This is a genomic window from Pseudomonas sp. UBA3149, assembly GCF_002364655.1.
In the GTDB taxonomy this organism is placed as follows: domain Bacteria; phylum Pseudomonadota; class Gammaproteobacteria; order Pseudomonadales; family Pseudomonadaceae; genus Chryseomonas; species Chryseomonas luteola.
Genome location: NZ_DEYV01000005.1, coordinates 370,902 through 396,831, shown reverse-complemented (window position 1 = coordinate 396,831; position 25,930 = coordinate 370,902). Strand labels below are relative to the sequence as shown.

The 25,930-nt window shown below is 54.7% G+C and carries 28 protein-coding genes; 10 read left to right on the top strand and 18 right to left on the bottom strand.

Annotation, left to right across the window (positions count from 1 at the left end; genetic code table 11):
* Positions 1-41: 41 nt before the first annotated feature.
* From B3729_RS03600 to rpoE, 4 genes are all read right to left on the bottom strand, one after another.
* Positions 42-1,457, bottom strand: a complete 1,416-nt coding sequence (locus B3729_RS03600) for a DegQ family serine endoprotease (RefSeq protein WP_019366536.1) — start codon at positions 1,455-1,457, stop codon at positions 42-44.
* Between the two features lie 207 nt (positions 1,458-1,664).
* Positions 1,665-2,597 carry a MucB/RseB C-terminal domain-containing protein gene (locus B3729_RS03595; RefSeq protein WP_074827573.1) on the bottom strand — a complete coding sequence of 311 codons (933 nt, stop codon included), beginning with the start codon at positions 2,595-2,597 and terminating at the stop codon, positions 1,665-1,667.
* An 18-nt stretch (positions 2,598-2,615) separates the two neighbouring features.
* The gene (locus B3729_RS03590) at positions 2,616-3,218 is read right to left on the bottom strand and encodes a sigma-E factor negative regulatory protein (RefSeq protein ID WP_286787070.1); all 603 of its coding nucleotides are present in this window, start codon (positions 3,216-3,218) and stop codon (positions 2,616-2,618) included.
* A 31-nt stretch (positions 3,219-3,249) separates the two neighbouring features.
* Positions 3,250-3,831 carry an RNA polymerase sigma factor RpoE gene (rpoE, locus tag B3729_RS03585; protein ID WP_010797633.1) on the bottom strand — a complete coding sequence of 194 codons (582 nt, stop codon included), beginning with the start codon at positions 3,829-3,831 and terminating at the stop codon, positions 3,250-3,252.
* Between the two features lie 335 nt (positions 3,832-4,166).
* Here rpoE and nadB point away from each other — a divergent pair, with 335 nt between their 5' ends.
* Positions 4,167-5,783 carry an L-aspartate oxidase gene (gene nadB, locus B3729_RS03580; protein WP_286787069.1) on the top strand — a complete coding sequence of 539 codons (1,617 nt, stop codon included), beginning with the start codon at positions 4,167-4,169 and terminating at the stop codon, positions 5,781-5,783.
* On the opposite strand, the gene B3729_RS03575 is transcribed toward nadB, so the two are convergent.
* Positions 5,746-6,198: a protein YgfX gene (locus tag B3729_RS03575; RefSeq protein WP_073450332.1), complete on the bottom strand. Its 453-nt coding sequence runs from the start codon at positions 6,196-6,198 to the stop codon at positions 5,746-5,748. The two genes, nadB and B3729_RS03575, sit on opposite strands and share 38 nt — an antisense overlap.
* Entirely contained in the window at positions 6,182-6,436 is a 255-nt protein-coding gene (locus tag B3729_RS03570; RefSeq protein ID WP_010797631.1) for a succinate dehydrogenase assembly factor 2, read from the bottom strand. Before B3729_RS03570 ends, B3729_RS03575 begins: the two co-directional genes overlap by 17 nt.
* Before the next feature lie 147 nt (positions 6,437-6,583).
* Here B3729_RS03570 and B3729_RS03565 point away from each other — a divergent pair, with 147 nt between their 5' ends.
* Together B3729_RS03565 and B3729_RS03560 are read left to right on the top strand one after the other, a co-directional pair.
* Positions 6,584-7,522 (top strand): YgfZ/GcvT domain-containing protein, encoded by a 939-nt coding sequence (locus B3729_RS03565; RefSeq protein ID WP_074827581.1) that lies wholly within the window; start codon positions 6,584-6,586, stop codon positions 7,520-7,522.
* A 33-nt stretch (positions 7,523-7,555) separates the two neighbouring features.
* Positions 7,556-8,392: an HDOD domain-containing protein gene (locus B3729_RS03560; protein ID WP_125888700.1), complete on the top strand. Its 837-nt coding sequence runs from the start codon at positions 7,556-7,558 to the stop codon at positions 8,390-8,392.
* Here B3729_RS03560 and B3729_RS03555 read toward each other — a convergent pair.
* Both B3729_RS03555 and B3729_RS03550 read right to left on the bottom strand, forming a co-directional pair.
* A complete protein-coding gene (locus B3729_RS03555) occupies positions 8,386-9,801 on the bottom strand; it encodes a sensor histidine kinase (protein ID WP_409438649.1) in 1,416 nt (471 codons plus the stop codon). The two genes, B3729_RS03560 and B3729_RS03555, sit on opposite strands and share 7 nt — an antisense overlap.
* A 55-nt stretch (positions 9,802-9,856) precedes the next feature.
* Positions 9,857-10,528, bottom strand: coding sequence for a response regulator (locus B3729_RS03550; RefSeq protein ID WP_010797627.1), 672 nt, complete (start codon positions 10,526-10,528; stop codon positions 9,857-9,859).
* A 355-nt stretch (positions 10,529-10,883) separates the two neighbouring features.
* On the opposite strand from B3729_RS03550, the gene B3729_RS03545 reads away from it, so the two are divergent.
* The 4 genes from B3729_RS03545 (at position 10,884) to B3729_RS03530 (ending at position 14,962) form a co-directional block, all read left to right on the top strand.
* Entirely contained in the window at positions 10,884-11,867 is a 984-nt protein-coding gene (locus B3729_RS03545; protein ID WP_173869112.1) for a Bug family tripartite tricarboxylate transporter substrate binding protein, read from the top strand.
* Positions 11,868-11,912: 45 nt separating this feature from the next.
* Entirely contained in the window at positions 11,913-12,371 is a 459-nt protein-coding gene (locus B3729_RS03540; protein ID WP_073450334.1) for a tripartite tricarboxylate transporter TctB family protein, read from the top strand.
* Between the two features lies 1 nt (position 12,372).
* Positions 12,373-13,890, top strand: a complete 1,518-nt coding sequence (locus B3729_RS03535; protein WP_010797624.1) for a tripartite tricarboxylate transporter permease — start codon at positions 12,373-12,375, stop codon at positions 13,888-13,890.
* Positions 13,891-13,957: 67 nt separating this feature from the next.
* Entirely contained in the window at positions 13,958-14,962 is a 1,005-nt protein-coding gene (locus B3729_RS03530; RefSeq protein WP_051370189.1) for an AbrB family transcriptional regulator, read from the top strand.
* A 3-nt stretch (positions 14,963-14,965) separates the two neighbouring features.
* Here B3729_RS03530 and B3729_RS03525 read toward each other — a convergent pair whose 3' ends face one another.
* From B3729_RS03525 to ppc, 8 genes are all read right to left on the bottom strand, one after another.
* Positions 14,966-15,751, bottom strand: a complete 786-nt coding sequence (locus tag B3729_RS03525; RefSeq protein ID WP_219652784.1) for a class I SAM-dependent methyltransferase — start codon at positions 15,749-15,751, stop codon at positions 14,966-14,968.
* Between the two features lie 60 nt (positions 15,752-15,811).
* Positions 15,812-16,504, bottom strand: coding sequence for an extensin family protein (locus B3729_RS03520; protein WP_286787068.1), 693 nt, complete (start codon positions 16,502-16,504; stop codon positions 15,812-15,814).
* A 46-nt stretch (positions 16,505-16,550) separates the two neighbouring features.
* Complete coding sequence (locus B3729_RS03515; RefSeq protein WP_074827587.1) at positions 16,551-17,408, bottom strand: DUF72 domain-containing protein; 858 nt, start codon at positions 17,406-17,408, stop codon at positions 16,551-16,553.
* Positions 17,409-17,414: 6 nt separating this feature from the next.
* Positions 17,415-17,771 carry a hypothetical protein gene (locus tag B3729_RS03510; RefSeq protein WP_010797619.1) on the bottom strand — a complete coding sequence of 119 codons (357 nt, stop codon included), beginning with the start codon at positions 17,769-17,771 and terminating at the stop codon, positions 17,415-17,417.
* Positions 17,772-17,931: 160 nt separating this feature from the next.
* Complete coding sequence (gene tsaB, locus B3729_RS03505) at positions 17,932-18,609, bottom strand: tRNA (adenosine(37)-N6)-threonylcarbamoyltransferase complex dimerization subunit type 1 TsaB (RefSeq protein ID WP_286787067.1); 678 nt, start codon at positions 18,607-18,609, stop codon at positions 17,932-17,934.
* Positions 18,610-18,704: 95 nt separating this feature from the next.
* Positions 18,705-18,893, bottom strand: coding sequence for a CsbD family protein (locus B3729_RS03500; RefSeq protein ID WP_010797617.1), 189 nt, complete (start codon positions 18,891-18,893; stop codon positions 18,705-18,707).
* 161 nt (positions 18,894-19,054) lie between these two features.
* A complete protein-coding gene (adk, locus tag B3729_RS03495; protein ID WP_010797616.1) occupies positions 19,055-19,702 on the bottom strand; it encodes an adenylate kinase in 648 nt (215 codons plus the stop codon).
* Between the two features lie 275 nt (positions 19,703-19,977).
* Positions 19,978-22,617, bottom strand: a complete 2,640-nt coding sequence (gene ppc / locus B3729_RS03490; protein ID WP_150347770.1) for a phosphoenolpyruvate carboxylase — start codon at positions 22,615-22,617, stop codon at positions 19,978-19,980.
* A gap of 123 nt (positions 22,618-22,740) precedes the next feature.
* Between ppc and B3729_RS03485 the strand changes: the two genes are divergently transcribed.
* The 3 genes from B3729_RS03485 (at position 22,741) to B3729_RS03475 (ending at position 24,588) form a co-directional block, all read left to right on the top strand.
* Positions 22,741-23,079, top strand: a complete 339-nt coding sequence (locus B3729_RS03485) for a hypothetical protein (protein WP_010797614.1) — start codon at positions 22,741-22,743, stop codon at positions 23,077-23,079.
* A gap of 245 nt (positions 23,080-23,324) precedes the next feature.
* On the top strand, positions 23,325-23,768 hold the full coding sequence (locus B3729_RS03480) for a DUF4398 domain-containing protein (protein ID WP_286787066.1): 444 nt from the start codon (positions 23,325-23,327) through the stop codon (positions 23,766-23,768).
* 46 nt (positions 23,769-23,814) lie between these two features.
* Positions 23,815-24,588, top strand: a complete 774-nt coding sequence (locus B3729_RS03475; RefSeq protein WP_010797612.1) for an OmpA family protein — start codon at positions 23,815-23,817, stop codon at positions 24,586-24,588.
* Positions 24,589-24,642: 54 nt separating this feature from the next.
* Here B3729_RS03475 and B3729_RS03470 read toward each other — a convergent pair whose 3' ends face one another.
* Both B3729_RS03470 and B3729_RS03465 read right to left on the bottom strand, forming a co-directional pair.
* Complete coding sequence (locus B3729_RS03470) at positions 24,643-25,149, bottom strand: O-acetyl-ADP-ribose deacetylase (RefSeq protein ID WP_286787065.1); 507 nt, start codon at positions 25,147-25,149, stop codon at positions 24,643-24,645.
* 25 nt (positions 25,150-25,174) lie between these two features.
* Positions 25,175-25,912 carry a TIGR00266 family protein gene (locus B3729_RS03465; RefSeq protein WP_286787064.1) on the bottom strand — a complete coding sequence of 246 codons (738 nt, stop codon included), beginning with the start codon at positions 25,910-25,912 and terminating at the stop codon, positions 25,175-25,177.
* Positions 25,913-25,930: the final 18 nt, after the last annotated feature.

Here is a 25,930-nt window from a genome sequence, read left to right as displayed (position 1 = left end):
AAGGTAAAAAGGCGAAGTGTTTCCACCTCGCCTCATTGGCCTTACTTGGGCAGCCTGAAAGTAATAAAGCTGGCTCGTCCATCACGCATGACGCGCATGGAAATGGACTTGTCGGCAGGAAGCTTCTTCATTGTGTCCTGGAATTGGCGCGCCGAGGAAACCGGCTGATTATTCAAATGAGTAATTACATCGCCCGGACGCAAGCCAATCATGGCAGCCGGTCCGTCCGTTACCTGCTTGATTACCACGCCACTTTGCAACTGAAGGCTTTTCTTCTGCTCATCAGTCAGATCCGCAACAGCAATCCCCATTCGATTACTGCTACGCTCAGCGCCGGGCTGACCTGAGGCAGCAATGGAATCATCATCGGGCATATCACCGACCTTAACGGATACGGTCTTGCGTGCGCCTTCACGCACAATATTCATTTCCGCGGTGGCATCAGGCTTCAGGTTACCGATCAGATGAGGCAGATCTGCTGACTCAACAATCTGTTGCCCGTTAACCGACAGGATGACATCTCCCACCTTCAAGCCACTCTTGGCTGCAGGTCCGTTTTCCAAAACCTGAGCGATCAAAGCGCCGGCTGGCTTCTCCAAGCCAAAGGACTCTGCCAGGTCTTTGTCTACTTCTTGAATGACAACTCCCAACCAACCGCGTGTCACCTTACCCTCGGTACGCAACTGATTGGCCACATTCATAGCCACATCAATCGGGATAGCAAAGGAAAGCCCCATAAAGCCGCCCGAACGCGTAAATATCTGAGAGTTGATACCTACCACTTCCCCGCTCAGATTGAACAGCGGGCCACCAGAATTGCCAGGATTGATCGCAACATCCGTCTGGATGAATGGAACATAGTTCTCGTTTGGCAAGCTACGCCCCTTGGCGCTTACGATACCGGCTGTCACGGAGTGGTCGAACCCGAAGGGCGAACCAATAGCCAGCACCCACTCACCGACCTTGAGCTTGTCAGAATTACCTAACTTAACGGTCGGAAGATTCTTGGCGTCAATCTTGAGGAGCGCCACGTCTGTACGCGGATCAGCACCAATTAATTTGGCAGTATGATCGCTTCTGTCAGAAAGGCGCACGATGATTTCGTCCGCATCGGCTACCACATGGTTATTGGTCAGGACATAACCATCAGCCGAGATAATAAAACCGGACCCCAACGACTGGGCTTCTCGCCGACGACTGTCCGGCCCTTGCGGCATTTGAGGAATGCTTCGCTCGAAGAATTCACGAATACCTGGCGGCAGCCCTTCGAGATCAGGCATGGACATGGCACCGCCACGGCTAGCCGGCAGGTTTTGGCGAGTACTGATATTAACAACGGCAGGGCTTGCCGACTCTACCAGCGGAGTAAAGTCTGGAAGATCCGCATGGGCCAATAGCGATACGCCTAGCGCCCATGTTGCCATCAAGGCTGCCAGGTAATGTTTAAACATTCGCATGAAATACAGCTCCCGTTCTTGCAGGGGACAGACAGTGCTAACAGTTAGCTTTTACCAAGCGATGGTGCAGTACCCACCGCATCACTACTTCAGGCAGCAGACGAACCGCCTTAAAAGAGTCACCTGACGAAATACCATAGAAAAGCTGAATGTTTCCTGATACTCCCTATGGGTATCAGGAAACATGTACTTATTAGCGGCACAGACTTAGTCGGGCCGTACGGATAACGCTATGCGCTCGGCCGTACCGGCAGGAACTTCGCCTACGACAGTAATCAACACATCCTTGTCAGATGGATTGATGCGCTTGGATACGACACTGGTAGGACCAAACTGGTTTCGACTATCGGTCATCGCTGTATGACTATCAGAGTCAACAAATACAGAAAAATTACTCAGACCATCGCTGTATAGAAGGTACTGTACAGGTCGTCCGTCCCCACCTGCCTGCCAGCTCTTCAATGATCGTACCTGCTCGAAGCCGGAGGGAAGCCAGGAAGCCGCCCATGTAGCTTGGTCTGCATGGCTCGCCTCTTCCGCTTCTGCGCTAGGAGCACAGTCACCTTTAGGATCAAGCTCAGCTGTACTTGGCGCAAGCGACGAGTAAGTAATGAACTGAAGTCTTTCCAGTGCATTACCCTTTTGATCGAATGTGGTGGATTTGAGGACCTGTCCAGTCGACTTGCTTAGTTGCATTTCATAAGCGTATCGATAGGAATCTTTGGGAATAAACGCTATGACATCCGTAGGATTGTCTGCAACGCGCGACTCTCCGAGATGCTTGAGGGTATAGCCTTTATCGATTTGATCAGGCCTCAATTTGGGAGCAAGGCTTTTTGCCACATCAACCTGATCATCTGCTGAAGTACTGCAGACAATGCGATTATTATCACGCACTACTTCATAAGGAGTGCCATCAAGCCGGTAGAGACGCTCTTTAACATCCCCATTGGAATCGACTTTTCTGGCGATATGATGTGAAGTTAGATTCCCATTGCTCTCGTAGATAAAAGAACCTTGGGAATTAACCTTGTCACTGGTTGATAGCTTGTTCAACCAATCCGTTGACTCGGCGGCTTGTACTGATTGAGTTATCAGTAACAAACCGCCTATTCCATATATAACTGGAGCAAACCGCATGCTCTTCCTTATCAGGGATTAACGAGTTTCTGCGTTAGCACCACGTGCATAAGGAAGCGCGGAACCTTCAATACTGTTGAAAGTAGCCTGCTGTGCATGCTGACGAATGTAGCCAGGCAGCTGTGGGTTGGCCACTGCAGACGGATTAGCCGCCTTGGACTCAGCGCTCTGAGCACTTTCTTCGCTGTAATTAGCCAATACAGCAGGACTCTGTACCTGCGGTACGCTGATAGGTGCTGGAGCCTGTTGGGCCATCTGTTCAGAGACGCCTTCCTGGTTATACAGCCGCACACCTGCCAACACAGCCACTGTTACAGAAGCCGCGACTGCCACTCGACTGATCGCACTCCACCGGCCTGCCTTGGGCTTAGCCACTGCAGCAGGTGTAGTCACCACAGGCGCCTCTTCGTTAGCCAGCGCAGCCGATACTGCAGATGCGATATCAAGCTTTGGCATGATAGGTTCGTTGCGAATGACTGCACGAGCCATTGCATAACGGGACCAAGTAGCACGGAGTTCAGCGTCCTCGCTTGTCGCCGCGAGTACACGTCTGACTTCCAGTTCGTCCGCTTCGTTATCCATAACAGCGGACAGTGATTCCAGCAGAGCTTCACGATTCATATCAACCTCTCTCATAGCTGTCGCCGCTGTCTCATGCTTCCCGCAACAAAGGTTGCAGGGCTTTATCGATGGCTTCCCGCGCACGGAATATGCGCGAGCGTACTGTACCTACTGGACACTGCATCACATTTGCAATGTCCTCGTAACTAAGACCTTCAAATTCACGCAAAGTTAGCGCGGTTCTTAAATCTTCTGGCAATTGCTGAATGGTGCGATGAACGGTACTTTCAATTTCGTCCCGCAACAACGAACGCTCAGGCGACTCAATATCCTTTAAGGCATGATCGCCTTCATAGAACTCAGCATCTTCTGCGCTCACGTCGCTGTCCGGTGGACGACGACCACGAGCAACCAGATGATTTTTTGCTGTGTTTATCGCAATGCGGTATAGCCAGGTATAGAACGCACTATCACCACGAAAATTCCCTAGCGCGCGATAGGCTTTGATGAAAGCTTCTTGCGCTACGTCTTGCGCTTCCTGGGTGTCGTGCACGAAGCGCACGATCAACCCTAAAATCTTGTGCTGGTATTTCAGCACCAGGAGATCAAATGCACGCTTATCGCCTCGCTGCACGCGCTCGACAAGCTGCTGATCCTGTTCCTGGGTTTGCATGGGAGCTCCTTGTTGATTCCGAAGGAGACCCGCTTCACCCTTCTCATCCTGTTGCTTGGATAGACCAGGGTGCTGCGTAAAAGTTCTCCCCACGGCAGATATCGGGCGAACCTTGTCTTCGATTCGCTGATCGGTAAGCCGGTCTTCCGCCGACATCCGCTGATAGCTATTAGCAGTCATTCCACTATTCATTCTCTCGGCCACTTTTTACTGTCCGTGTGGAAAATTATCCTCACATGGACGGCTCCGGGCCCTATAAAGTTCCTTCCTCCATAGAATGACATCGCCATTACGCTAGTTAATCGTATAGCTAAACCAACAAAAAGAGACGATATATGGGCCAACACATCGATCATGATGTTCTGATCATCGGCAGCGGCGCTGCTGGCCTTACCCTGGCACTAACCTTACCCTCGCACCTTCGGATCGCAGTTCTCAGCAAAGGCAACCTTTCCAATGGTTCAACCTACTGGGCACAGGGTGGTGTAGCCGCTGTGCTGGATGAGGACGACACCATAGACTCCCACGTCAAGGATACATTGATAGCGGGTGCTGGATTATGCAACGAACAGGCTGTTCGTTTCACGGTGGAAAGAAGCCGTGAGGCCATGGAATGGCTAATCGACTTAGGCGTTCCTTTTACTCGAAGCGAAGGAGACGCACAGAAAAGGTTTCCTCTTCATCTTACCCGTGAAGGTGGCCACAGCCATAGGCGGATCATCCATGCTGCCGACGCAACTGGCGCTGCAATATTCGATACTCTACTGGCTGCCGCTAAGGAACGGCCTAATATTCATCTGCTTTCACAACAGGTTGCGGTCGATCTGATTACAGGCATCAAGATCGGACTAAAAAACAACCGCTGCCTAGGTGCATACGTACTTGACCGAAACACCGGTGAAGTTGATACATACGGTGCACGCTTCACAGTCTTAGCGACCGGTGGAGCAAGCAAGGTGTACCTCTACAGCAGCAACCAAGAAAGCGCCTGCGGTGACGGCATTGCCATGGCATGGCGAGCCGGCTGCCGTATAAGCAATATGGAATTCAATCAATTCCACCCTACCTGCCTTTATCATCCGCAGGCCCGCAACTTTTTGATTACGGAAGCATTGCGAGGCGAAGGGGCTCTTCTGAAGCTGCCAAACGGTGAGCGGTTCATGCCGCGCTTTGACGAGAGAGCCGAACTGGCGCCACGCGATATCGTAGCCCGGGCGATCGACCATGAGATGAAGCGACTTGGCATTCCTTATGTCCATCTCGATATTAGCCATAAGCCGGCCGACTTCATTACTGCACACTTTCCTACGGTCTATGAGCGATGCCTGAGCCTGGGCTTCGATATTCGCCACGAGCCAATCCCTGTCGTACCGGCTGCTCACTATACCTGCGGCGGGGTATGCGTAGATGAAAACGGAAGTACTGACCTGCCGGGGCTCTATGCCGTCGGAGAAACCAGCTTTACGGGATTGCATGGTGCCAATCGAATGGCCAGCAACTCACTACTCGAATGCTTCGTTTATGCGCGCTCGGCGGCCAGGCATATCGAGAGTCAGCTCGACAAGACACAGCACCCTCCCCACCTTCCCAACTGGGATGCCAGCCAGGTAACCGATTCGGATGAGGATGTCATTATTACGCATAACTGGGAGGAGCTGCGCCGCTTCATGTGGAACTATGTAGGTATCGTCCGAACCGACAAACGATTGCAACGCGCCTACAACCGCATACAGCTTTTAATGAAAGAAATAGATGACTTCTACAGCAATTACAAAGTAAGCCGTGATCTGATTGAGCTTAGAAATCTTGCCCAAGTAGCAGAGTTGATTGTCCGCTCCGCCATGGCGCGCAAGGAAAGCCGTGGCCTGCACTACACACTGGATTATCCCAGGCCGTGCAATCAGGTACAGGATACTATTCTGGTGCCGCCCAACGCCGCTGCGCAAACCTGAGCCTGACCCGCAGACGCCGGTGAGCATCCGGCGTCATGGCATCGGACGGGATACAAACTGCCCGGGTCCACTTTTCGTCTACACGCCGATATCGCAACACGATAATAAGCGGCAGCGCCATGCTATCCCGGCATAGCTGAACAGGGTGCCACCCCTGCCCTGGAGACCAGAGTTGCCATCCGCTCTCATCATGTTTCAGGCGGCGCGGCTCATTTGGCCGATGCAACAATATGGCGCCCGGAATTACCCAGGCAGCATGGGCGACACACATGAGAGCGCCCATGATGGCCGCCCATGTCGGAATGTTGGCCATAAATAACGAGACGAAGGCCAACAGCAAGGTCGCACAATAGACACAAAATAATTGTCGAGAGTGCTGCCAGTGGCATTCAAACGGCTCAATCCGGTTGGACACGATCCAGAATCATCCGAACGATATACTTTAGGTCTGGATCTTCAGGCTCGCCCCGCTGCATAAACCAGACGAACATGTCCTGATCTTCACAGTCGAGGAGTTTTTTGTAGCGGTCTTGATCCTGCTGGCTCAGTGAAGGGTAAACTTCCTGAACGAAAGGTACCAGCAACACGTCCAGTTCAAGCATGCCGCGACGGCTGTGCCAGAAAAGTCGCTTGAGTTCGGTTTCGTCTGTCATGGTGGCTCCTCAAAGTTGGGCGCATTATAGGCGAGTTCATCAGATTGCTCAGCTCTACCTGCAGGAAGGCATCTTGTTGTTATCGCAACTGACAAGAACACGCCTGCGTTCTATGATGAGCGTTCATTCTCTTGCCGTTGATGCTCTATGGCTGACTCCTTATATTTTTGCGCACTGTCTCATGAAGGCATCCTGGCGATTCGCGGAGCGGACGCGGGAAAATTCCTGCAAGGCCAAGTGACTTGCAACATCAATTATCTCAATGCAGAAACATCCAGCCTGGGTGCTCGCTGTACGCCTAAGGGAAGAATGGTTTCGAGCTTTCGCATCGTGCAAATCCAGGAAGGATACCTGCTGGCGATGGCGAAGGAATTAGTAGAGCCGCAGTTGACGGACCTAAAGAAATACGCAGTGTTTTCCAAGTCGACGCTGGCAGACGAAAGTGCTGAATGGGTGCGATTCGGCGCCAGTGTTGAGACAGCGCAGAAAGCACTGCCGTCATTGACTCTTCCCGAACAGGTTAATGGTGTTGCTCATTTTGACGGCATGTTGGCGATACGTCTGAGTGGACAGCGTATCGAAATCTGGACTCCTAGCGCGCTTGCTGAGTCCTTCCATCAGCAATTAAGCAGCATAGCGCCTGAGGTCGCCCTGGAGCACTGGCTGCTGGGCCAGATACGCGAGGGAATCGGACAGGTGTTCGGCCCCACCCGCGAGCTGTTCATTCCTCAAATGATCAACCTGCAGGCCGTGGATGGCGTCAGCTTCAAGAAAGGCTGCTATACCGGTCAGGAAATCGTCGCACGCATGCAATACCTTGGGCGACTGAAGCGCCGACTCTATCGCCTAAAGGTAGACGCTGATGCACCAGCGCCTGGCACCGAGCTGTTTTCTCCGGTGCATAATAGCAGCGTGGGAGAAGTGGTATTGGCTGCGCGGGATGACGGTAGAACAGAGTTTCTGGCTGTTTTACAAATCGATGCGAAAGAGGATGGCCGCATTCATCTCGCATCTAACGAGGGCCCCGTGTGCGAGCTCTTGGATCTGCCTTATGTAATCGATACGGATCGCGAAATTCAACGCTGACGTATCAGACGAATGCTTTTCGAGGGATAAAGAATGATCATGCTTGCCGAACAGGTAGCTCAAGAGCTCAACGAGGCCATTGAAAACGATCAGCTGGTTCTGCCAACGTTACCTGAAGTGGCCCTGCGTGTTCGCGAGGCCGCCGAGGATCCGGATGTCACAAGCGCTGACATGGGCAAGCTCATCGGCAACGATACGGCATTGACGGCGCGAATCATTAAGGTAGTAAACAGTCCGCTGCTCAGAATTAGCAACGAGATCACGGATCTTCACACCGCTATCAATCGGCTAGGTATCAACTACACCTGCAATCTTGCAATCGGACTTGCAATGGAGCAGATGTTCCAAGCTACTACCGACGCGGTTGATCATAAGATGCGTGAGGTATGGGCTAAAAGTACGGAAATCGCGGGTATCAGCTATGTTCTGTGCAAGCACTTCACTCGTCTTTCTCCCGATCAGGCTGCACTGGCGGGCCTGGTGCATCAGATCGGTGTGCTACCCATCCTGACGTATGCCGAAGAACACAGTTCACTGCTGGCCAACTCGCTGACACTGGATCGTGTAATCGAGGAAATCCATCCCAAGATAGGAAAGCGGATTCTGAAAGCCTGGGATTTCCAGGAGTCCATTGTCAACGTGCCTCAGGATTATCTGCACTTCGAGCGCAATACGCCCAAGGTGGATTACGCCGACATTGTTCAGGTTGCTTACCTGCAGAGCCTTAGCGGCACGGAGCACCCCTTGACTAAAATGGACTGGACGCCTATTGCTTCCTTCAGAAAGCTGGGGCTGGATCCTTCTACCGACATCAAGGCCGATGAGGATCTAGGGGAAGCACTGGAACAGTCCAAGCACTTCCTTCAATAGGCCGTCCAATCGATATTGGGGATCACGCGCTCGTCAGGGAATACAACCCTTACACGCAGCCCTCCCGCCGCGCCATCATGCAAGGTTATAGCAGCCTGATGAGCGCGGCAGATCTCTCCCACGATAGCCAATCCCAACCCGGCACCGCCCCGCTGAGGATCCAGCCGGTGGAATCGCTCGAAAACGTGCGCTCGCGCATCGGCAGGAATACCCGGGCCATCATCCTCGACCTCAAGAATACAGGGTGTGAGCACCCGGATTATGACCGTACCATTTTCAGGCGTGTGAGCCAGTGCGTTATCAATAAGGTTGGATAACAACTCATTGAGTAAGGTCGGCTCGCCCTTTACCCATACCTCAGCTTCCGCTTCCAGCTCCAGCGAGACACCTCGCTTATAGGCCAACGGCGCAAGCGCAAGACCAAGATCTCTGGCCAAGGCTCCCAATTCGATGCGCTCTGCTCCACCTTCGGCAATGGCCTGTGCCCCGCTTTCGATCCTTGCCAGGGACAGGAGCTGATTGGCGAGATGAGCCAAACGGTCTGTATTGCGCTGGGCATCAAGCAGGGTTGCATGCCATTGCTGCGGGCTCTGCTCACGAACACCCAGCTCAAGACGAGCCTTTAGCGCGGCCAGTGGTGTACGTAATTCATGAGCGGCGTCGGCAATGAACTGAGCCTGACGCTCGAAGAGCCCTCTCAGCCTGACCGTAAACTGGTTCAATGCGCTTACCAAGGGAAACAGCTCCCGCTGAATCACCACCCTAGGCAGTGGACGCAAATCGTCCGCCTGACGCTCCTCAACCGCAGCCCTTAATCGCTCAAGCGGCTGAAGCGCTACGCTTACAACCCACCAAACCAGCAGCAAAGCTCCCACGGAAAGAAGGCAGAGCCGCAACAAGGTATCAACCAGCAGGCTACGCGCCATGTTTTCACGAGCCTGCTCTGTCTCCGCTACCCGTATTTCAGCCATGCCGTTCATGTTGGTTTCACTGACCGGCTGCATCAAACTGACAACTCGTACACCTTGCCCCCGGTACTGTCCGTCATAGAAGCGCGCCAAGGCAGGATAGTCCTGAGTCAGCGGCGTATCCGGAGGCGGTGGCGGAAGATTTTCGTACCCGGAGGTCAGATGCCCTTCAATGTCGAGCACCTGATAATAGATTCGGCCGGCACTGTCATAAGCAAAGGTATCCAGCGCGACATAGGGCACATCGGCCCTCAAGGTACCGTCCTCTGCAGACAGTCCGGCTGCGATGGTTCGGGCTGATGCTAAAAGCGTCCTGTCATAGGCGGTGTCGGCAACCTGGCGACCATTGATATAGGCGCTAAGGCTGCTCACGATCAATAACAAGGCCAGCAAAACAGCCAGACGACCAAGCAATCGACCCCGCAGACTGCCCTCGATGATAACGCTGCTATTGGCTTCAGAGATCTCCGGGCTTACCCGCACGCCTTCCCTGCGCTCAAGCACCTGAAAACTCCAGCAAGTAGCCCAGCCCTCTAAAGGTCACGATACGAACAGCACTGGCCTCAAGCTTCTTGCGCAAACGATGTATGTAGATTTCGATGGCTTCAGGGCTGGCTTCTTCATCTAGACCAAAGACCTGGGAAGCCAGTTGTTCCTTACTCATCACCCGACCGGGGCGGGCAATCAGAATGCCAAGCACTGCCTGCTCACGCGAGGTCAGGGTCAAGGGTTCATTATCAAGCGTGAAGCGTCGGGTGTTGAGGTCATAGACGAGCGGGCCGCAGCGCTGTTGGCGCTCGCCGCCCAACACACTGCGTCGAAGCAGCGCCTTGACTCGAGCTTCGAGCTCGGTAAGTTCGAAGGGTTTGGCCAGGTAATCGTCAGCCCCTAGGTTAAGCCCCTGAACCCGATCCTTCACTTCCCCGCGCGCCGTCAGCATCAATACCGGCAAACGGTTACCCCGCTCACGAAGACGGGCCAGGATTTCGAAGCCATCCATTCGCGGCAACCCAACATCCAGAATGGCCAATGCGTATTCCTCACTTGCCAGTGCCAGGTCAGCAGCGACACCGTCATTGATGACGTCGACAGTCCAACCTTCTCCCTTCAGCGCCTGTGCCACACTTTCAGCCAGTGACAGATGATCCTCGACGAGCAAGATACGCACTCGATTCTCCGAAATCGTGTTAGATCGTCTCAGTGTACCCAGAGCGACTGATAAATGGTCTAGATCCTTTCAGATTGAAAGCTTCGTGAAAGCTTGTGCCACTACGATCAGGTTAATAAGCCTTATACGCACCAAAGGCCTTACAAAAACAACAATACGGAATCCCATCATGCAGACCCGTCGCGTACTCGCCTCGTCGGAAACTCTTCCGCCCTACCCTACTTACGCACTTCGCCAGCCGCCAGCCGCCAGGCTCGCTACCTGTTTACGTATCAGTTTTTAACTGACGCAAGATTGCTTCAGCAATGGAATCACGCTGCTCCGTTGCCGTTCCGCACTATAAAAACAAAAGGAGATAACCATGGCCCTATCCCTACGCCCCCTGGCAATCGCTGCTGTTGCAGCAATGCTCTCTACACAGCTGCAAGCTGAACCCAAACGCCCTGAATGTATTGCACCAGCCTCTCCAGGCGGTGGTTTCGACCTGACCTGCAAACTTGCCCAGAGCGCGCTGGTAAACGCCAAGCTACTAGAAAAACCTATGCGGGTTACCTACATGCCAGGAGGTGTAGGCGCAGTGGCTTACAATACCGTTGTGGCACAACGCCCCAAGGAAGGCGGAACAATCGTTGCGTTTTCAAGCGGCTCCCTGCTCAACCTGGCGCAGGGCAAGTTTGGCCGCTTCGATGAAAAGGCCGTTAAATGGCTGGCAGCGGTAGGAACCAGTTACGGTGCCATCGCCGTAAAGAATGATTCCCCCTACAAGACCCTTGGCGATCTGGTCGAAGCGCTTAAAAAGGATCCAGGCAAAGTGGTCATTGGCTCTGGCGGAACCGTCGGTAGCCAGGACTGGATGCAGACCGCCCTCGTTGCCAAGGCCGCGGGTATCAATCCGCGTGACCTCCGCTATGTCTCACTGGAAGGCGGAGGCGAGATCGCAACGGCTCTGCTGGGTGGGCATATTCAAGTGGGCAGTACGGATATTTCCGACTCCATGCCTCACATCGAGAGCGGTGATATGAGAATCCTGGCGGTTTTTTCCGAAAACCGTTTGGATGAGCCTGCCATGGCCAACATCCCCACCGCTCGCGAGCAGGGGTACGATATCGTATGGCCTGTAGTGCGCGGCTATTACCTCGGCCCGAAAGTCAGTGATGAAGACTACAACTGGTGGAAAGCCTCTTTCGACAAACTGCTGGCTTCGGATGACTTTGCCAAACTACGCGACCAGCGTGAGCTTTTCCCATTTGCCATGACTGGCAGTGAGCTGGATGCCTACGTACAGAAGGAAGTTGCCAAGTACCGGGGCATGGCCAAAGAGTTTGGCCTGATCCAATAACGCTACCTGACGCTCCGCGCAGGCGGAGCGTCCGAGGGAAATGCCATGCTTTTTCAACGTCTCTTTCTGGGCGTCTGGCTAATTGCCGGCCTGGTCATGATGTACCTTGCCCTGGACTATCAGGCACCGTTCTCTTACGAGCCGGTCGGCCCCCGCGCCTACCCCATGTTGATGCTGGGACTGATGTCAGCAGGGCTGGCTTACCTTCTGGTCAAGCCTACGCCAATTGATCACGCCCATGACGAACAACCCATGGATGCACCGACTGCGCGCAAGGTAGTCAGCTGCGTTCTGCTGCTACTGGCTTACGCCCTGCTGTTCGAGCCATTCGGCTTTGTTCCCAGCAGCATCGTTGCAGGCTTTCTGTTTGCTCGACTCTATGGCGGGCGCTGGTTGCCCAGCCTCGTGACCAGCATTGTCATGTCCATCTGCCTATACATACTATTCGATCGCATTCTGGACGTTCCACTGCCCTTGGGCATCCTAGACGGCCTGGAGATCTAAGATGGAAACCCTGAATTTTCTTGCCCAAGGCTTTGGTGTTGCCTTAACGCCTACCAACCTTATTATCGCCCTGATCGGTACGCTGATCGGAACCGTAGTTGGTCTGCTCCCAGGCTTAGGCCCTATCAATGGGGTGGCCCTGTTGATCCCGGTAGCGTTTGCGCTAGGTCTGCCGCCTGAATCCGCTTTGATTCTTTTAGCAGCGGTTTACCTTGGCTGTGAATACGGCGGACGTATTTCGTCGATTCTACTGAACATCCCGGGCGAAGCATCAACGCTCATGACCACCCTGGACGGCTATCCACTGGCTCGTAAAGGATTGGCCGGCGTAGCCCTGTCTTTGTCGGCCTGGAGCTCCTTTATTGGCGCCTTCGTGGCGACATGCGGTATGGTACTGTTTGCCCCGCTGCTGGCTAAATGGGCAATTGCCTTTGGCCCAGCTGAATACTTCGTGCTGATGGTCTTTGCCATTGTCTGTCTGGCAGGCATGGCGGGTGACAAACCCGTCAAAACGCTGGTCGCCTCGTTGTTAGGGCTTTTCCTGGCAGCCATCGGCATTGATGCCAACAGCGGTGTTTATCGCTTCACCTTTGACAGCATCCATCTGGCAGACGGCATCCAGTTTGTTGTGCTGGTCCTGGGCTTGTTTTCAGTAAGCGAGGTGTTATTGCTGCTTGAGAAAACCCACCATGGCCAGGAAGCTGTCAAGGCAACAGGTCGCATGCTGTTCAACTTCAAGGAAGCCAAGTCGGTATTCCTGACCAACCTTCGCTGTGCTGTTGGCGGTTTTGTCATGGGTGTATTGCCCGGTGCGGGTGCGACACTGGCCAGTGCCTTGGCCTACATGACTGAAAAGCGCATGGCTGGTGAAAAGGGTGAGTTTGGCAAAGGAGACCTTCGCGGCCTTGCTGCGCCCGAAACCGCGATCGGTGCGTCCTGCTGTGGCGCCATGATCCCTATGCTGACGCTGGGTGTTCCAGGGTCGGGAACGACAGCAGTCATGATTGGTGCCCTTACGCTGTACAACATCACTCCTGGCCCGCTTCTGTTTCAGAACGAACCTACGCTGGTCTGGGGTCTGATCGCTTCGCTGTTCATTGCCAACGTGATGCTGCTCATCCTGAACGTACCCATGATCAAGGTCTTCACCAAGATCCTGGCAGTACCGAACTGGGCATTGGTCCCTATCATTGCCATCATCACGTCAATTGGCGTTTATGCCGTGCACGCGACAACGTTTGACCTGATCCTCATGGTGATTATTGGAATCATTGGATACATCCTGCGCAAGCTGGACTTCCCACTGTCGCCGCTGCTGCTGGGCTTCATTCTGGGCGGCCTCATGGAGCAGAACCTGCGCCGGGCGCTTTCGATCTCCAATGGCAGCATGGACATTCTATGGTCCAGTGGCATCAGCCAAATCGTATGGCTGCTGGTCATCGTCATGTTGATCCTGCCGATAGTTCGCATCTGGCGTCGTCGCTCTCTTCGCCGTAAAGCCAACTTGGCCAACGCGTGATAAAGGCAAAAACCAAACAGTGAAGCGTTTCTATCACACGTTGATCATCTCGCTCCGGCCCTGGTGGATGACTCCCCTGGCCGGAGCAGCCGGAGGATACTTGGCCAGTCTCGCGCACTGGCCCCTTCCCTGGATGATCGGCTCACTGCTTGGAGTTATCGCTATCCGCTGCTGTGGCTGGCGGACTCAGGAAATGCCTCACGCGCGCAAAGGAGGCCAATGGGTGATCGCCACAGGCATTGGCCTGCATTTCAACCAAACCATTGTTGAGCAGATTGCAGCACACGCGCTGATCATTGTGCTTGGCACGGTGCTGACCGTCACCGCCAGTGTGATAGGCATCGTCTTATTACGACGCAGCGGCGAGGACCGTGCAACTGCTTTTTTTGCCAGCATGCCTGGGGGCGCCAATGAAATGGTCAATCTGGCCAAACGCAACGACGCCGTACTGGCTCGAGTGGCCGCTGCTCAGAGCCTGAGAATGGTGTTTGTGCTGTTAAGCGTTCCGGCAGCTTACAAGTATTTATTTGCCGGCGAGCATGCTCTTGTTGCGCACACTATTGAAGTCAGTTTTTCTTGGTTATTGCCCATCATGGTGACCGGTGCCGGTCTGGCATTCATCTTTCAAAAGCTGCGACTGCCAAACGCCTGGCAATTGGGCGCCCTCCTGACCAGCATTACAGCCAGCGTGACATTCAATTTGAATATCGGCTTACCTGCAGGAGCGGGGGACATCGGCCAGTGGCTCATTGGCAGCTCACTAGGATGCTATTTCGATCGCCCCTTCTTTCGCCAGGCGCCCGCCTTCATGGCACGCACGGTGTTGGCTACCTGCTTGGCCATCCTCATTGCCACCCCTATTGCAATGGGACTGGGCTGGTTGACCGGACTCGATGCCCGCTCGCTTTTGCTGGGGATGGTACCTGGAGGTATCGCCGAGATGAGCCTGACCGCCGAAGCATTGCATTTGCTGGTACCGCTGGTCACCGCCATGCAGGTGCTTCGGCTGCTGCTGGTTCTTTTCCTGGCACAACCGGTCTACCGGCTCTGGATGCGCCGAGCGACTGACTAGCGATTAGCCCTTGCCCAACGCCTTTTTGGGATAAATATCGTAGCGACTGGATTTGCCATCCAGACTATAACTGGGCTTCGCCCCCTCGATAGGAGGCGCCTTGCGTGGACGCTTCACCACCACGCGATGACTGGCCAACCCGAGGGCAGCCTCAAGCAAGGCTGGTGCGTCAGGATCATCACCTACCAAGGGACGAAAAATGCGCATTTCCTTTTTTACCAGCGCCGACTTATCACGATGGGGAAACATGGGATCGAGGTAGATCACTTGAGGTGCCTCATCCATCTTCCGCATCAGCTCAATGGCATTTCCCTTGAGAAGGGTCATGCGCGCCACGATAGCGCCGACTTCCTTGTCGCCTGTTGCACGCCTTAGACCGTCCTCAAGCAGAGCAGCAATCAAGGGCTGGCGCTCGATTAATGTGACCGCGCAGCCCAGCGTCGCCAGAACGAAGGCATCACGGCCAAGGCCGGCCGTGGCGTCGAGTACATTCGGACGTATGCCTGTGCCAACACCGACAGCCTTGGCAATCATCTGCCCACTGCCGCCTCCAAACCGTCGCCGATGCGCTGCTGCACCTTCCAAAAGATCAACCCGCACCGGTCCTGGCGCATCTGGGCCACGCTGAACCAGTTGAAGACCCGACTCCCCCAACTGAAGCACAAAATCCGTCTCAGGCGCTTGAGTGACAGGCAGGCCTAGCTGCAAGCCCAAGGCATCTGCCTGTCCCTGCCATGCGGCATCAAGCGGTTGGATGGAAACGGCGACAGCACTTGGATCAGTAATCATGACAAGGTCAATCAAGAAACAAAGCCCGCATTTTGCCAGAGCGCTGCCGGATAGGCACGCTTAACGGCACACATGGAAGCCCCCCATGTCGAGATGAAAGTGGTCATGGTGCGCCGCGTTGTAATTTGGAGACAGCGTCGTGTTAAAGGATTTACAGGCTCCTTCTCGAAGCAAATGTAAGAACCGTGCCTTGCTATCGTCCCCTTTCCAATCACGCGCTACGGTAATGCGCTGTCCGTTCTCCAGGCGAAAGCCAGCCAAGTCCAACGCATTGGCGGTAGCATGCTCACTACGACGGGCATTGGCACGATGATAGATATTGCGACAGGCGAAACTTCCAAAATGCTCGACACTGACGACACGCTGCCCGAAAACGGCCTCTGCTGCTGGTTGTAACGTGTGCAGTTCAAACAAGGCGTAGGCTGTTGCTAAAGGACATGTCGCAAGGAAACTACCGCTGAAGGCTACATTGGAGCGTTGCACCCTAACGACATTCTCCAGCGGGCACTGCTTGGTCCCGGCATTAGCAGGCATCTGGGCGTAGCGCAGCGGTGACGTCTGCAACGCCTGTGCGCATAGCTCAGGATCGTGTTGCAGCCTCATCAGCTTGTATCGGGTCAGAAAATTGGGTGGCTGTCGCACATCAAGCGGCTTAAATGGATTCCATTGAGGCGGAACACGGATCCAGTCATAGGCCAGACTGATCCCGGCCACCAGAATGATCAAGCACATTAGAGCAAAGACGTAACGCATACCTGTCCTGACGGTGAGCGGTCATGACTGGCGTATATGATCTGGCTTACAGCAAGCCTAGCTGCTCGACAGGCTCAGCCATGACTGGCAATGGCGGTAGTTCCGGCAAGCGCTCCTGCAGTTGCGCATGAAAACGCATGGCAAGTTCAGGAGCATGACGGTTGTCAGGTGTATGCAGAAATATGTAAGGGGTACGCCCTTCCTTGATCCATTCTGCAAATTTATTCACCCAAGGTTCTAGATAGATATCATTGGCCTCAAGTTCCAACCGACCAATGAAGCGGATCTGTGGTGATTGGGTAAAAGCAGGAACACGGACAGGCACGCGAGGCTTTTTGGCTTGCGCGTCACGAATGACATCGGAGACCGGTTCGCTACTGAACAAGGCACGGGAATCCAGTCCGATACGCTCGACATTTCTGGCCATCAGCAAATTGTTGAGCTCACGCTCAGCCATACCCTTGCTGAAAAAATCGTCATGTCGCACCTCTACTGCTATTCGCCCTGAGGAAGGCAGTGCATCCAGAAAATCAGCCAGCTCGGCCAGTCGATTCGGACCAAAGCTTGAAGAAAACTGAAGCCAGTATGGGCTGACACGCCTCCCTAACGGGACCAGCAACTGCATGAAGGAATGCGCATGGGATAAGCAGGCTCTTAGATCACCGTCATGGCTGATCTCGCGAGGAAACTTGGCGCAGAAGCGAAAGTGATCCGGCATCAACTCAGCCCATCTCGATACCGTCTCGACAGAGGGCTCGGCATAGAACGTGGTGTTTCCCTCTACCGCGTTAAACACTTGAGCATAGCGCGGAAGAAACTCCGAGGATCGTGTAGATGCTGGATAGAGTGAACCTCGCCAGTGAGGATCACTCCATGATGGGCAACCAATATAATAAGGCAGCATCAAGCTTCAGACATAAAAGTCCAGGCCTACTACCTGAGCGGCCCCGGTATCTCGTGGCAGCATGGCAATACTGTCGTAACTGGCAATGGCACGTGCGCTACGGGCGCTGATCGGCTGTTCATAGAGAACATATTCCCGCGCTGTCAGCAGCTGAGCATCACTGGTCACTTCATCATCTGGCTGGGTTGACTCGACTCTGCGAATCAGTGGCGCAGTACCCAACCCCTGCGAGGAAACATTACCCGTAGCGGGCTGCTCACGACGGACTTCTTCCTCATTCTGTATCTCATGATACGAGCTGTCCGCCCGATTACGACCAGGACGATCTAATGAGTAAGAGGAAGTGTAGCTATCGATACGCATGATTAATGCCCTTTTGCCAGTATCGCCACTGTATGAGATCGCCTGCGCTTAGCAAACTATCTCAAATACCATACGGTCGATGAAATCAGCAGTTCATCTATTGACCTCAGTAATACACACAGGGTTTTACCGCCTGTCGCCTGTTGCTGTCGAGGCCGGATCAGCGTGGCTGCTTAGGCGTGGCAACTTGATCACGCAAATAGACAGGCTGCGCTTCTTCTGCTGATACGGCGCCTCCCTGACTCCATGCATACGTCGCCAGGGTCAGGATATCCTTGGCATGGGGCAGAAGATTACCATCCGTTTCGGCAACAGAAGCGGCTATGCGGCCAACATACCCCCATCCTGTACCGGCCCCAAACCATTCTCCTGCACTGCCTGCTGGAAGCTGCGCCTGCTCGGGAGGAAGCACCGCTTCAACTCCGACCAGTTGCATCACCTCTTGCCCCAAGCGATAACAACCCCAGTAGACCTCATCCATACGTGCATCGATAGCGGCGGCTACCTGATTAACGCCTCGCTCACGATAAGCCCGCTGCGCCAGTGCAGCCAGATTGGACACCGGCAGCACTGGCCGGTCCAGACCGAAAGCCAGGCCTTGAACAACACCAATCGCAATACGCACGCCGGTAAATGCGCCAGGACCGCGACCGAATGCGATGGCGTCTATGGCCGTTAGCGCAAGTTCTGATTCAGCCATGAGTTCTTGAACCATGGGCAGCACTTTCTGTGCATGCATACGGGGAATCACTTCATAGCGGCACATGACGCTTCCTTCATGGAGGAGCGCAACAGAACAAGCTTCGGTAGCAGTATCAATGGCCAACAGCGTAGGCATCGGTGGTATCCAGACAAAACAGCAAAGTCTGCCAGTATAAGTTCCAGAAACGACAACGGCCATCCGAAGATGGCCGTTGATCGAATCTCTAATGCTTACAAGTTGCCGGCTTTCTTGACGCCATCTTTGACATCGCCAACCACTTTCTGGCCTTTACCCTTGATCTCTTGGGTATCGCCTTCATTCTTGAGGCTCTGATTATCGGTGGCCTCACCTACACCTTGCTTGGCTTTACCCGCTACTTCGTTCGCAGTGCCTTTGATCTTATCTGTTGTGCTGCTCATAGCGTTCTCCTAATTTCGTTGTGTGCCTTATTAGGACTAAGCGCAAGGCAGAGGAGTTCAACTATCCCTGTTTGAGAGGGTGCTTTTTGGTTTTTTGCATTTTCCCTTCAGATACTAAAAACGGCCCTGAAAGGACCGTTTGGCAACAGATGGAAACGCCTTTACTTGAGCGCTTCGAGTACCTTGGCCGTAATCGATTCGACGGACCCGACACCTTCAACCCGGCTGCACTTCGGCGTGCCTTCAGCGTCTGCTAGCTTCTGGTAGAAGTCTACCAGCGGCTTGGTCTGGGAATGGTACAGATCGAGACGCTTACGTACGGTTTCTTCTTTGTCATCTTCACGCTGAACCAGATCTTCTCCGGTTTCGTCATCTTTACCTTCGACTTTCGGCGGATTGTAGAGCGTGTGGTACACACGACCTGAAGCCGGATGTACGCGACGACCCGACATACGCTTGACGATCTCTTCATCATCCACGGCAATTTCAAGCACGTGATCGATGGTGACGCCAGCGTTCTTCAGCGCCTCGGCCTGTGGAATGGTGCGAGGGAAACCATCAAAGAGGAAACCGTTGGAGCAATCGGCTTCCAGAATACGCTCGGAAATCAGGGCAATAATGATTTCGTCGGAAACCAGGCCACCACTGTCCATGACGCCTTTGACCTGTTGACCTAGCGGAGTCCCGGCTTTAACGGCAGCACGCAGCATGTCCCCAGTGGAAATTTGCGGAATGCCAAACTTCTCGGTAATGAACCGAGCCTGAGTACCTTTACCGGCACCGGGCGCCCCTAGCAGTATCACGCGCATGCACGTCGCTCCTTAAATGATGGTATCCAGGACTTGCCTTGAAGTGGCCCGCTCAACAGAGCCATTGCGATCCTCAGGCTGTCTCGATGTTTTATTTGGCCGTTTGACGGTCAAGGGGATTCAAAATACACAGCATCACGAGGGGGCACAAGCCACTAAAAGTCGCAGGGATTTATTCGTGCTTTCCAGATGAAATGGAAGGATTGCCTGGCTGACCGTCCTGCTGCTCCCTCATGAGGAGCAGACAGGACGTTTTCAAACAACAGGACCGGCCCTCAACCCGTATTGCGAAGGCCTGCCGCAATGCCTGCAACGCTGACCAGCAGGGCCTGATCCAGGGGGCTTGCCGTGCCCTCTCCAGCTTGTCGAGAACGTTCCAGCAGCTCGATTTGAAGCAGGTGTAGCGGATCAAGGTAGATATTACGTACGGCAATGAACGCCCGCGTTTGAGGGTTGTGAGCCAGCAGCTCGGCCTGGCCGGTCAGACGCAGTACAGAGCGCTCCGCCTGCGACAACAGGTCGCGGAGCTCTTGCCCTAGCGCACGCCACTGCTCCGGCACCAACTGCTCGTCATAGAGCCGGGCAATGTCTCCGTCAGCCTTGGCTAAAACCATTTCCAGCATATCGATGCGAGTACGAAAGAACGGCCAGCGCTCACGCATCTGCTGTAACCGCTGTTCATCACCCCGCTCCAAGGCCCTAGCCAACGCTGTTTCCCAGCCCAACCAGGCAGGCAACATCAGGCGGGTCTGTGTCCAGGCAAAAATCCAGGGGATGGCACGCAGGCTTTCCACCCCGCCCTCACGACGCTTCGCCGGGCGGCTGCCCAAGGGCAGACGGCCCAGTTCCTGCTCAGGCGTAGCCCTGCGGAAGTAGTCAACAAACTGAGGATGCTCCCGCACCACGCCACGATAAGCCTTCAGGCTGTCTGCAGCCAGACGATCCATGTCAGCCCGCCACTCCGGCTCAGGGACTGGAGGCGGCTGTAATGTAGCCTCCAAGACAGCAGCCAGGTAAAGGTTGAGATTCTGCCGCGCGATATCGGGCTGACCAAACTTGAAGCGTATCATCTCACCCTGCTCCGTTACCCGGAAACGGCCGCAGACCGAACCTGGCGGCTGCGAAAGGATCGCCTCATGGGCAGGACCGCCACCGCGTCCCACCGTGCCTCCGCGCCCATGGAACAGGATGAGTTCGATACCCTGCCGGCTGCAGATGTCTACCAAGGCTTCCTGGGCACGATACTGCGCCCAGGCCGCAGCCAGGGTTCCTGCATCCTTGGCCGAGTCGGAATAGCCGATCATGACCTCTTGGGGCCCCTGAAGCCGTTCGCGATAGCCCGGCAGCGCCAGCAGGCTTTCAATGACCTCGCCTGCATGATCAAGATCATCCAGTGTCTCGAATAAAGGTACCACCCGCATGGGTCGACGTACGCCTGCTTCCTTGAGCAAGAGTTGCACGGCCAGGATATCTGACGCTGAGCCCGCCATCGATATCACATAGGACCCCAGCGCTGCTGCAGGTGACTCGGCAATTACACGGCAGGTTGCAAGCACTTCGGCAGTGTCTGCCGAGGGCGTGTAATCCGGTGCCAGCAAGGGTCTGCGATTGGAAAGCTCGGTTTCCAGAAACGTCAGCCGACGCGCTTCATCCCAGTCGGCATAGCTGCCAAGCCCCAGATATTCTGTAATTTCGTTCATGGCTGACGCATGGCGGGTCGAATCCTGACGGATATCCAGCCGCACCAGGAAAAGCCCGAAGGTAGTAGCGCGACGCAACGCATCCAACAACGGCCCGTCAGCGATAACGCCCATTCCGCAAGCATGGAGCGACTCATAGCAGAGCTTGAGAGGTCCCAGGAGCTCTTCATTGTGCTCAAGCACCCCTGTGCTGGGGATATGAGGCTCATGAACGGCTCGGGCAGCCCAGTCGCGCGTGGCCTTGAGTCGCTCGCGTAGTTGCTTGAGCAGGGCGCGGTACGGCTCAGGTGTATCACCTACCTCTGCCATGAGTTCAGCCGAGGCACGCTGCATGGAAAGCTCCGATGCAAGGCGGTCTACATCACGCATGTACAAGTCGGCCGCCATCCAGCGTGCCAACAGCAGCACTTCGCGCGTTATCGTAGCCGTTACATTCGGATTCCCATCACGATCGCCGCCCATCCAGGAAGCGAATCGAACAGGCGTTGCCAGCAACGGCAGACGTTCTCCAGTAGCCTCCTGTAAGGTTTCGTCTACTTGCCGCAGCAGTCTGGGTACTGCATGCCAAAGGGAGTTTTCAATAACGGCGAATCCCCATTTGGCTTCATCGACAGGCGTGGGCCGCTGTCGGCGAATCTCTTCGGTATGCCAGGCTTCCGCAATGAGGCGGCGCAGTCGCTGCTGCACCTCGTGCCGCTCGGCAGCCGTCAAATCATCGTGATCCTGGGCGGCCAGCTGTTCGGTAATCTCCTCGTACTTCTGAATCAGCGTTCTGCGAGCAACCTCCGTTGGATGCGCCGTGAGAACCAACTCGACACTCAGCTGAGACAGCTGCTCGGCAAGCTTTGGCCCAGTGTGCCCCGCCTGTTTGAGCCGGGACAGAACTTCCTGGAGCACCCGGTCTTCCAGCGGTGCCGGCTCGCCAGCGCTACGCCGACGGATACGGTGATACTCCTCGGCGATATTGGCCAGGTTCAGGAAATGATTGAAGGCTCTGGCAACTGGTAGCAGCTCGGACTCATCCAGCGAATTGAGCGTCTCGGACAGCTGTCTTTCGCCACGGAGCGACCCGCCACGCGAAGCTTTCGCGCCCTTTCGGATACGCTCGATCTTTTCCAGAAAGGCAGGACCATACTGATCGCTAATGGTCTGTCCTAACAGCTCTCCCAGTCGGTGAACATCTTCCCGCAGACGAACATCAATCTCGACGACCATGTTTATCCCTCTTTCGTTGTTCTCTTTGTTGTTCTAGCACACCTGCGCCAGGGACCTCGTACGACACTCTGCTGTCTAGCTTTTGTAGAACTGCAACGAAACGGTCAGGCGAAGGAGATTCTCATGAAGATCAGCGAGCTCGTACAGGAATGGGAGCAGAACGCTACAGGCCGTATGGCCCACGCACACTACAACTTGGTTCTGGACCTTGAATCCGCGGCCCGGTTGCATGCCCTCCACGAAATGTATCCAAAGCGTAGCGTAGAAGAACTCTTAGCTGAGCTGGTAGGCGCGGCGCTAGAGGAACTTGAAGCCAGTTTTCCCTATGTCAAGGGACAGCGAGTCGTAGCAACGGACGAGCTGGGTGATCCACTTTATGAAGATGTTGGCCCCACGCCACGCTTTCTGGAACTGTCGAAGAAGCACCTGGCTGAGCTCAACAAAAACGATTCGTCCACATGATCGGCAGACGCACAATAACCCTAGCCAGAACAAGCCATTAGCTGGATTGAAATGCTGTTTTACCGCTTAGCGTGCTATGGATTTTTAGACAAGGGATGAACATTTCGTGACTTGAAGCGGTCCATACGTTAGCCAGTAAATGAGAGGCTTTTTGTCAATAACCTTCGATCCGATAAATAGCGAAGGTAATAAAAGGCCTCGGCCACCCTGTCAGCCAGGGAACAATTTAGCTGTTTGGACTATTAATGGAGCTGAGCCCTATGAATACATTGACTGCCAAGAAATCGATACAAAAGGCCTGTGGTCTGAAATTCGCTGCACTGGCGCTAGGCAGTGCACTGATCCTGACCGGCTGCGCAGGTGATCCGCCTAGTGAGCAGATGGCCGTTACTCAATCCGCAGTCAATGAAGCGGTAAGTAGTGGCGGCAATCAGTACGCTCCGCTGGAAACCAAGTCTGCCCAGGACAAGTGGACACAGGCTCAAACAGCACTGAACGAAAAGAACTACGAAAAAGCCAAGCAATTGGCTGAGCAGGCCGAGTGGGACGCACGTCTGGCAACTCGCAAGACTCAGGCTGCCAAGGCTGATGCAGCCCTCCAGGACGCTCAGAAGAGCATTCAGCAGATCCGCGAGGAAGGGATGATCAACGGCGAGCTGCAGCAAAAGCAGAACCAACGCCAGCAATAAGCTGACCCATCCCCTATTCCCGCCTTATGCCTAAAGGATGAATGTTATGCGTAAACAGTTTCTTATCCCTGCCGTATCTGCCCTGAGCATCGCCCTGGCTGCCTGTTCGACTCCACCAAACCCGAACCTTGAGAAGGCCCAGGCTGACTATGCAGCACTACAATCCCAGCCTCAGTCCTCTCAGCTGGCTGCGCTGGAAACCAAGGATGCTGGTGACTGGGTAGACAAGGCCAGCCGTGCTTACCGTGAAGGCGACAAGCAGGAGAAGGTCGACCAACTAGCGTACCTGGCCAACCAGCGCATTCAACTGGCCATGCAAACTGTCAAGCTGCGCATGACCGAGCAGCAGTTGCAAGGCGTTGACGCACAGCGTACCCAGGCTCGTCTGGATGCCCGTACTGCACAGCTCAAGCAGCTGCAAAGCCAGCTTAACGCCAAGCAGACGGATCGTGGTACTGTCGTAACCTTTGGCAACGTACTATTCGATCTGAACCAGGCCACACTTAAGCCCGCAGGCATGACCAACGTTCAGCAGCTAGCCAGCTTCCTGCAGCAGAACCCAGAACGTCAGGTCATTGTTGAAGGCTACACTGATAGCACTGGCTCCGACTCGTACAACCAGCAGCTGTCCGAGCGCCGTGCGAATGCTATCAAGACCGCGCTGGTCAGCATGGGCATATCGCCTAATCGCATCGTAACCCGAGGCTATGGCAAGGCATTCCCGGTAGCTAGCAACTCTACTGCAGCTGATCGCGCCATGAATCGTCGCGTAGAGGTTACTATTTCCAACGACGCGAATCCGGTTGCACCACGCATGTAATAGGTGACCGTCCTAAAAGCCCGGCTAATGCCGGGCTTTTTTATGGGTGGGTGATCAATCAATGAGCGTAGCGTTAGTTAATACCTCTGCCATTTCAGTGGAGAACGCTACGAGGATGACTTCACGAACCGAGCTGCCTTCCGGTCTGGGCTCTTGGAGAACGGATACCGCAACGCGTGCCGCTTGCTCCGCAGGATATCCATAGACACCACAGCTGATCGCAGGAAAGGCCAGGGTACGGGCATCGATACTTTCAGCCAGCGCCAACGTGTTTCGATAACACCGCGCTAACTGCTCGGGCTCACCTGAATTGCCTCCGCTCCAAACCGGCCCGACGGTATGAATGATGAAGCGGGCCTGAAGATTGAAACTAGGCGTAAGCCTGGCTTCTCCTACCGGGCATCCGCCCAGTCGTCGACAATACTCCAGGAGCTCAGGACCCGCTGCCCGGTGAATCGCGCCATCAACGCCACTCCCGCCTAACAGACGCTCATTCGCCGCATTGACGATGACATCAACATCCAACGCGGTAATATCCCCTTGCCATACCCGAATTTTCATTCAAACCTCTACGAGCGATGGATGGCTATTCACTGCCTTTCTCGCCTTGCGCCTTGGTCGTTGCTTCATAGACGCGCTCAGCGAGACGTGAAAAAGGGAGCGTTTGGACCCATACGGAGCCGTGTCCTTTTAGGGTTGCCAATACCAAGCCCTCACCGCCAAACAGCATGCTGCGTAGGCCGCCTGCCAAGCCAATGCTGTAATCGATACCTTTGGTGAAACCAACCAGACACCCGGTATCAAGCCGGAGCGTTTCCCCATTGAGCTCTTTGCGAATGACCGTACCGCCCGCATGCATGAAGGCCAGACCATCGCCTTCCAGCTTTTCTAGGATGAAACCCTCACCACCAAAGAAGCCGGCCCCCAGGCGGCGGGTAAACGCTACGCCTACACGCGTACCTAGCGCAGCACAGAGGAAGGCATCGCGCTGACAGAAAAGCGTACCGCCAATAGCTGAGAGGTCAACCGGCACAACGTGTCCTGGATAAGGCGCAGCGAAGGCTACATGACGCTTGCGCTTCCCCTCATTGGTGAAGTGCGTCATGAATAGCGATTCGCCGCCCATCATGCGTTTACCTGCGCTCCATAGCTTGCCCAGCACCCCGCCGGATCCGTCCCCCATGCGGGCGGTGAAATCGATGTCCTCCTCCATATAGGTCATGGCACCTGCCTCGGCGATAACGGTCTCGCCGGGATCAAGTCCGATTTCCACCGCCTGCATGGACTCGCCAATGATGCGGTAATCGATCTCATGACTGGGCATGGCTTACTCCTGTAAGCC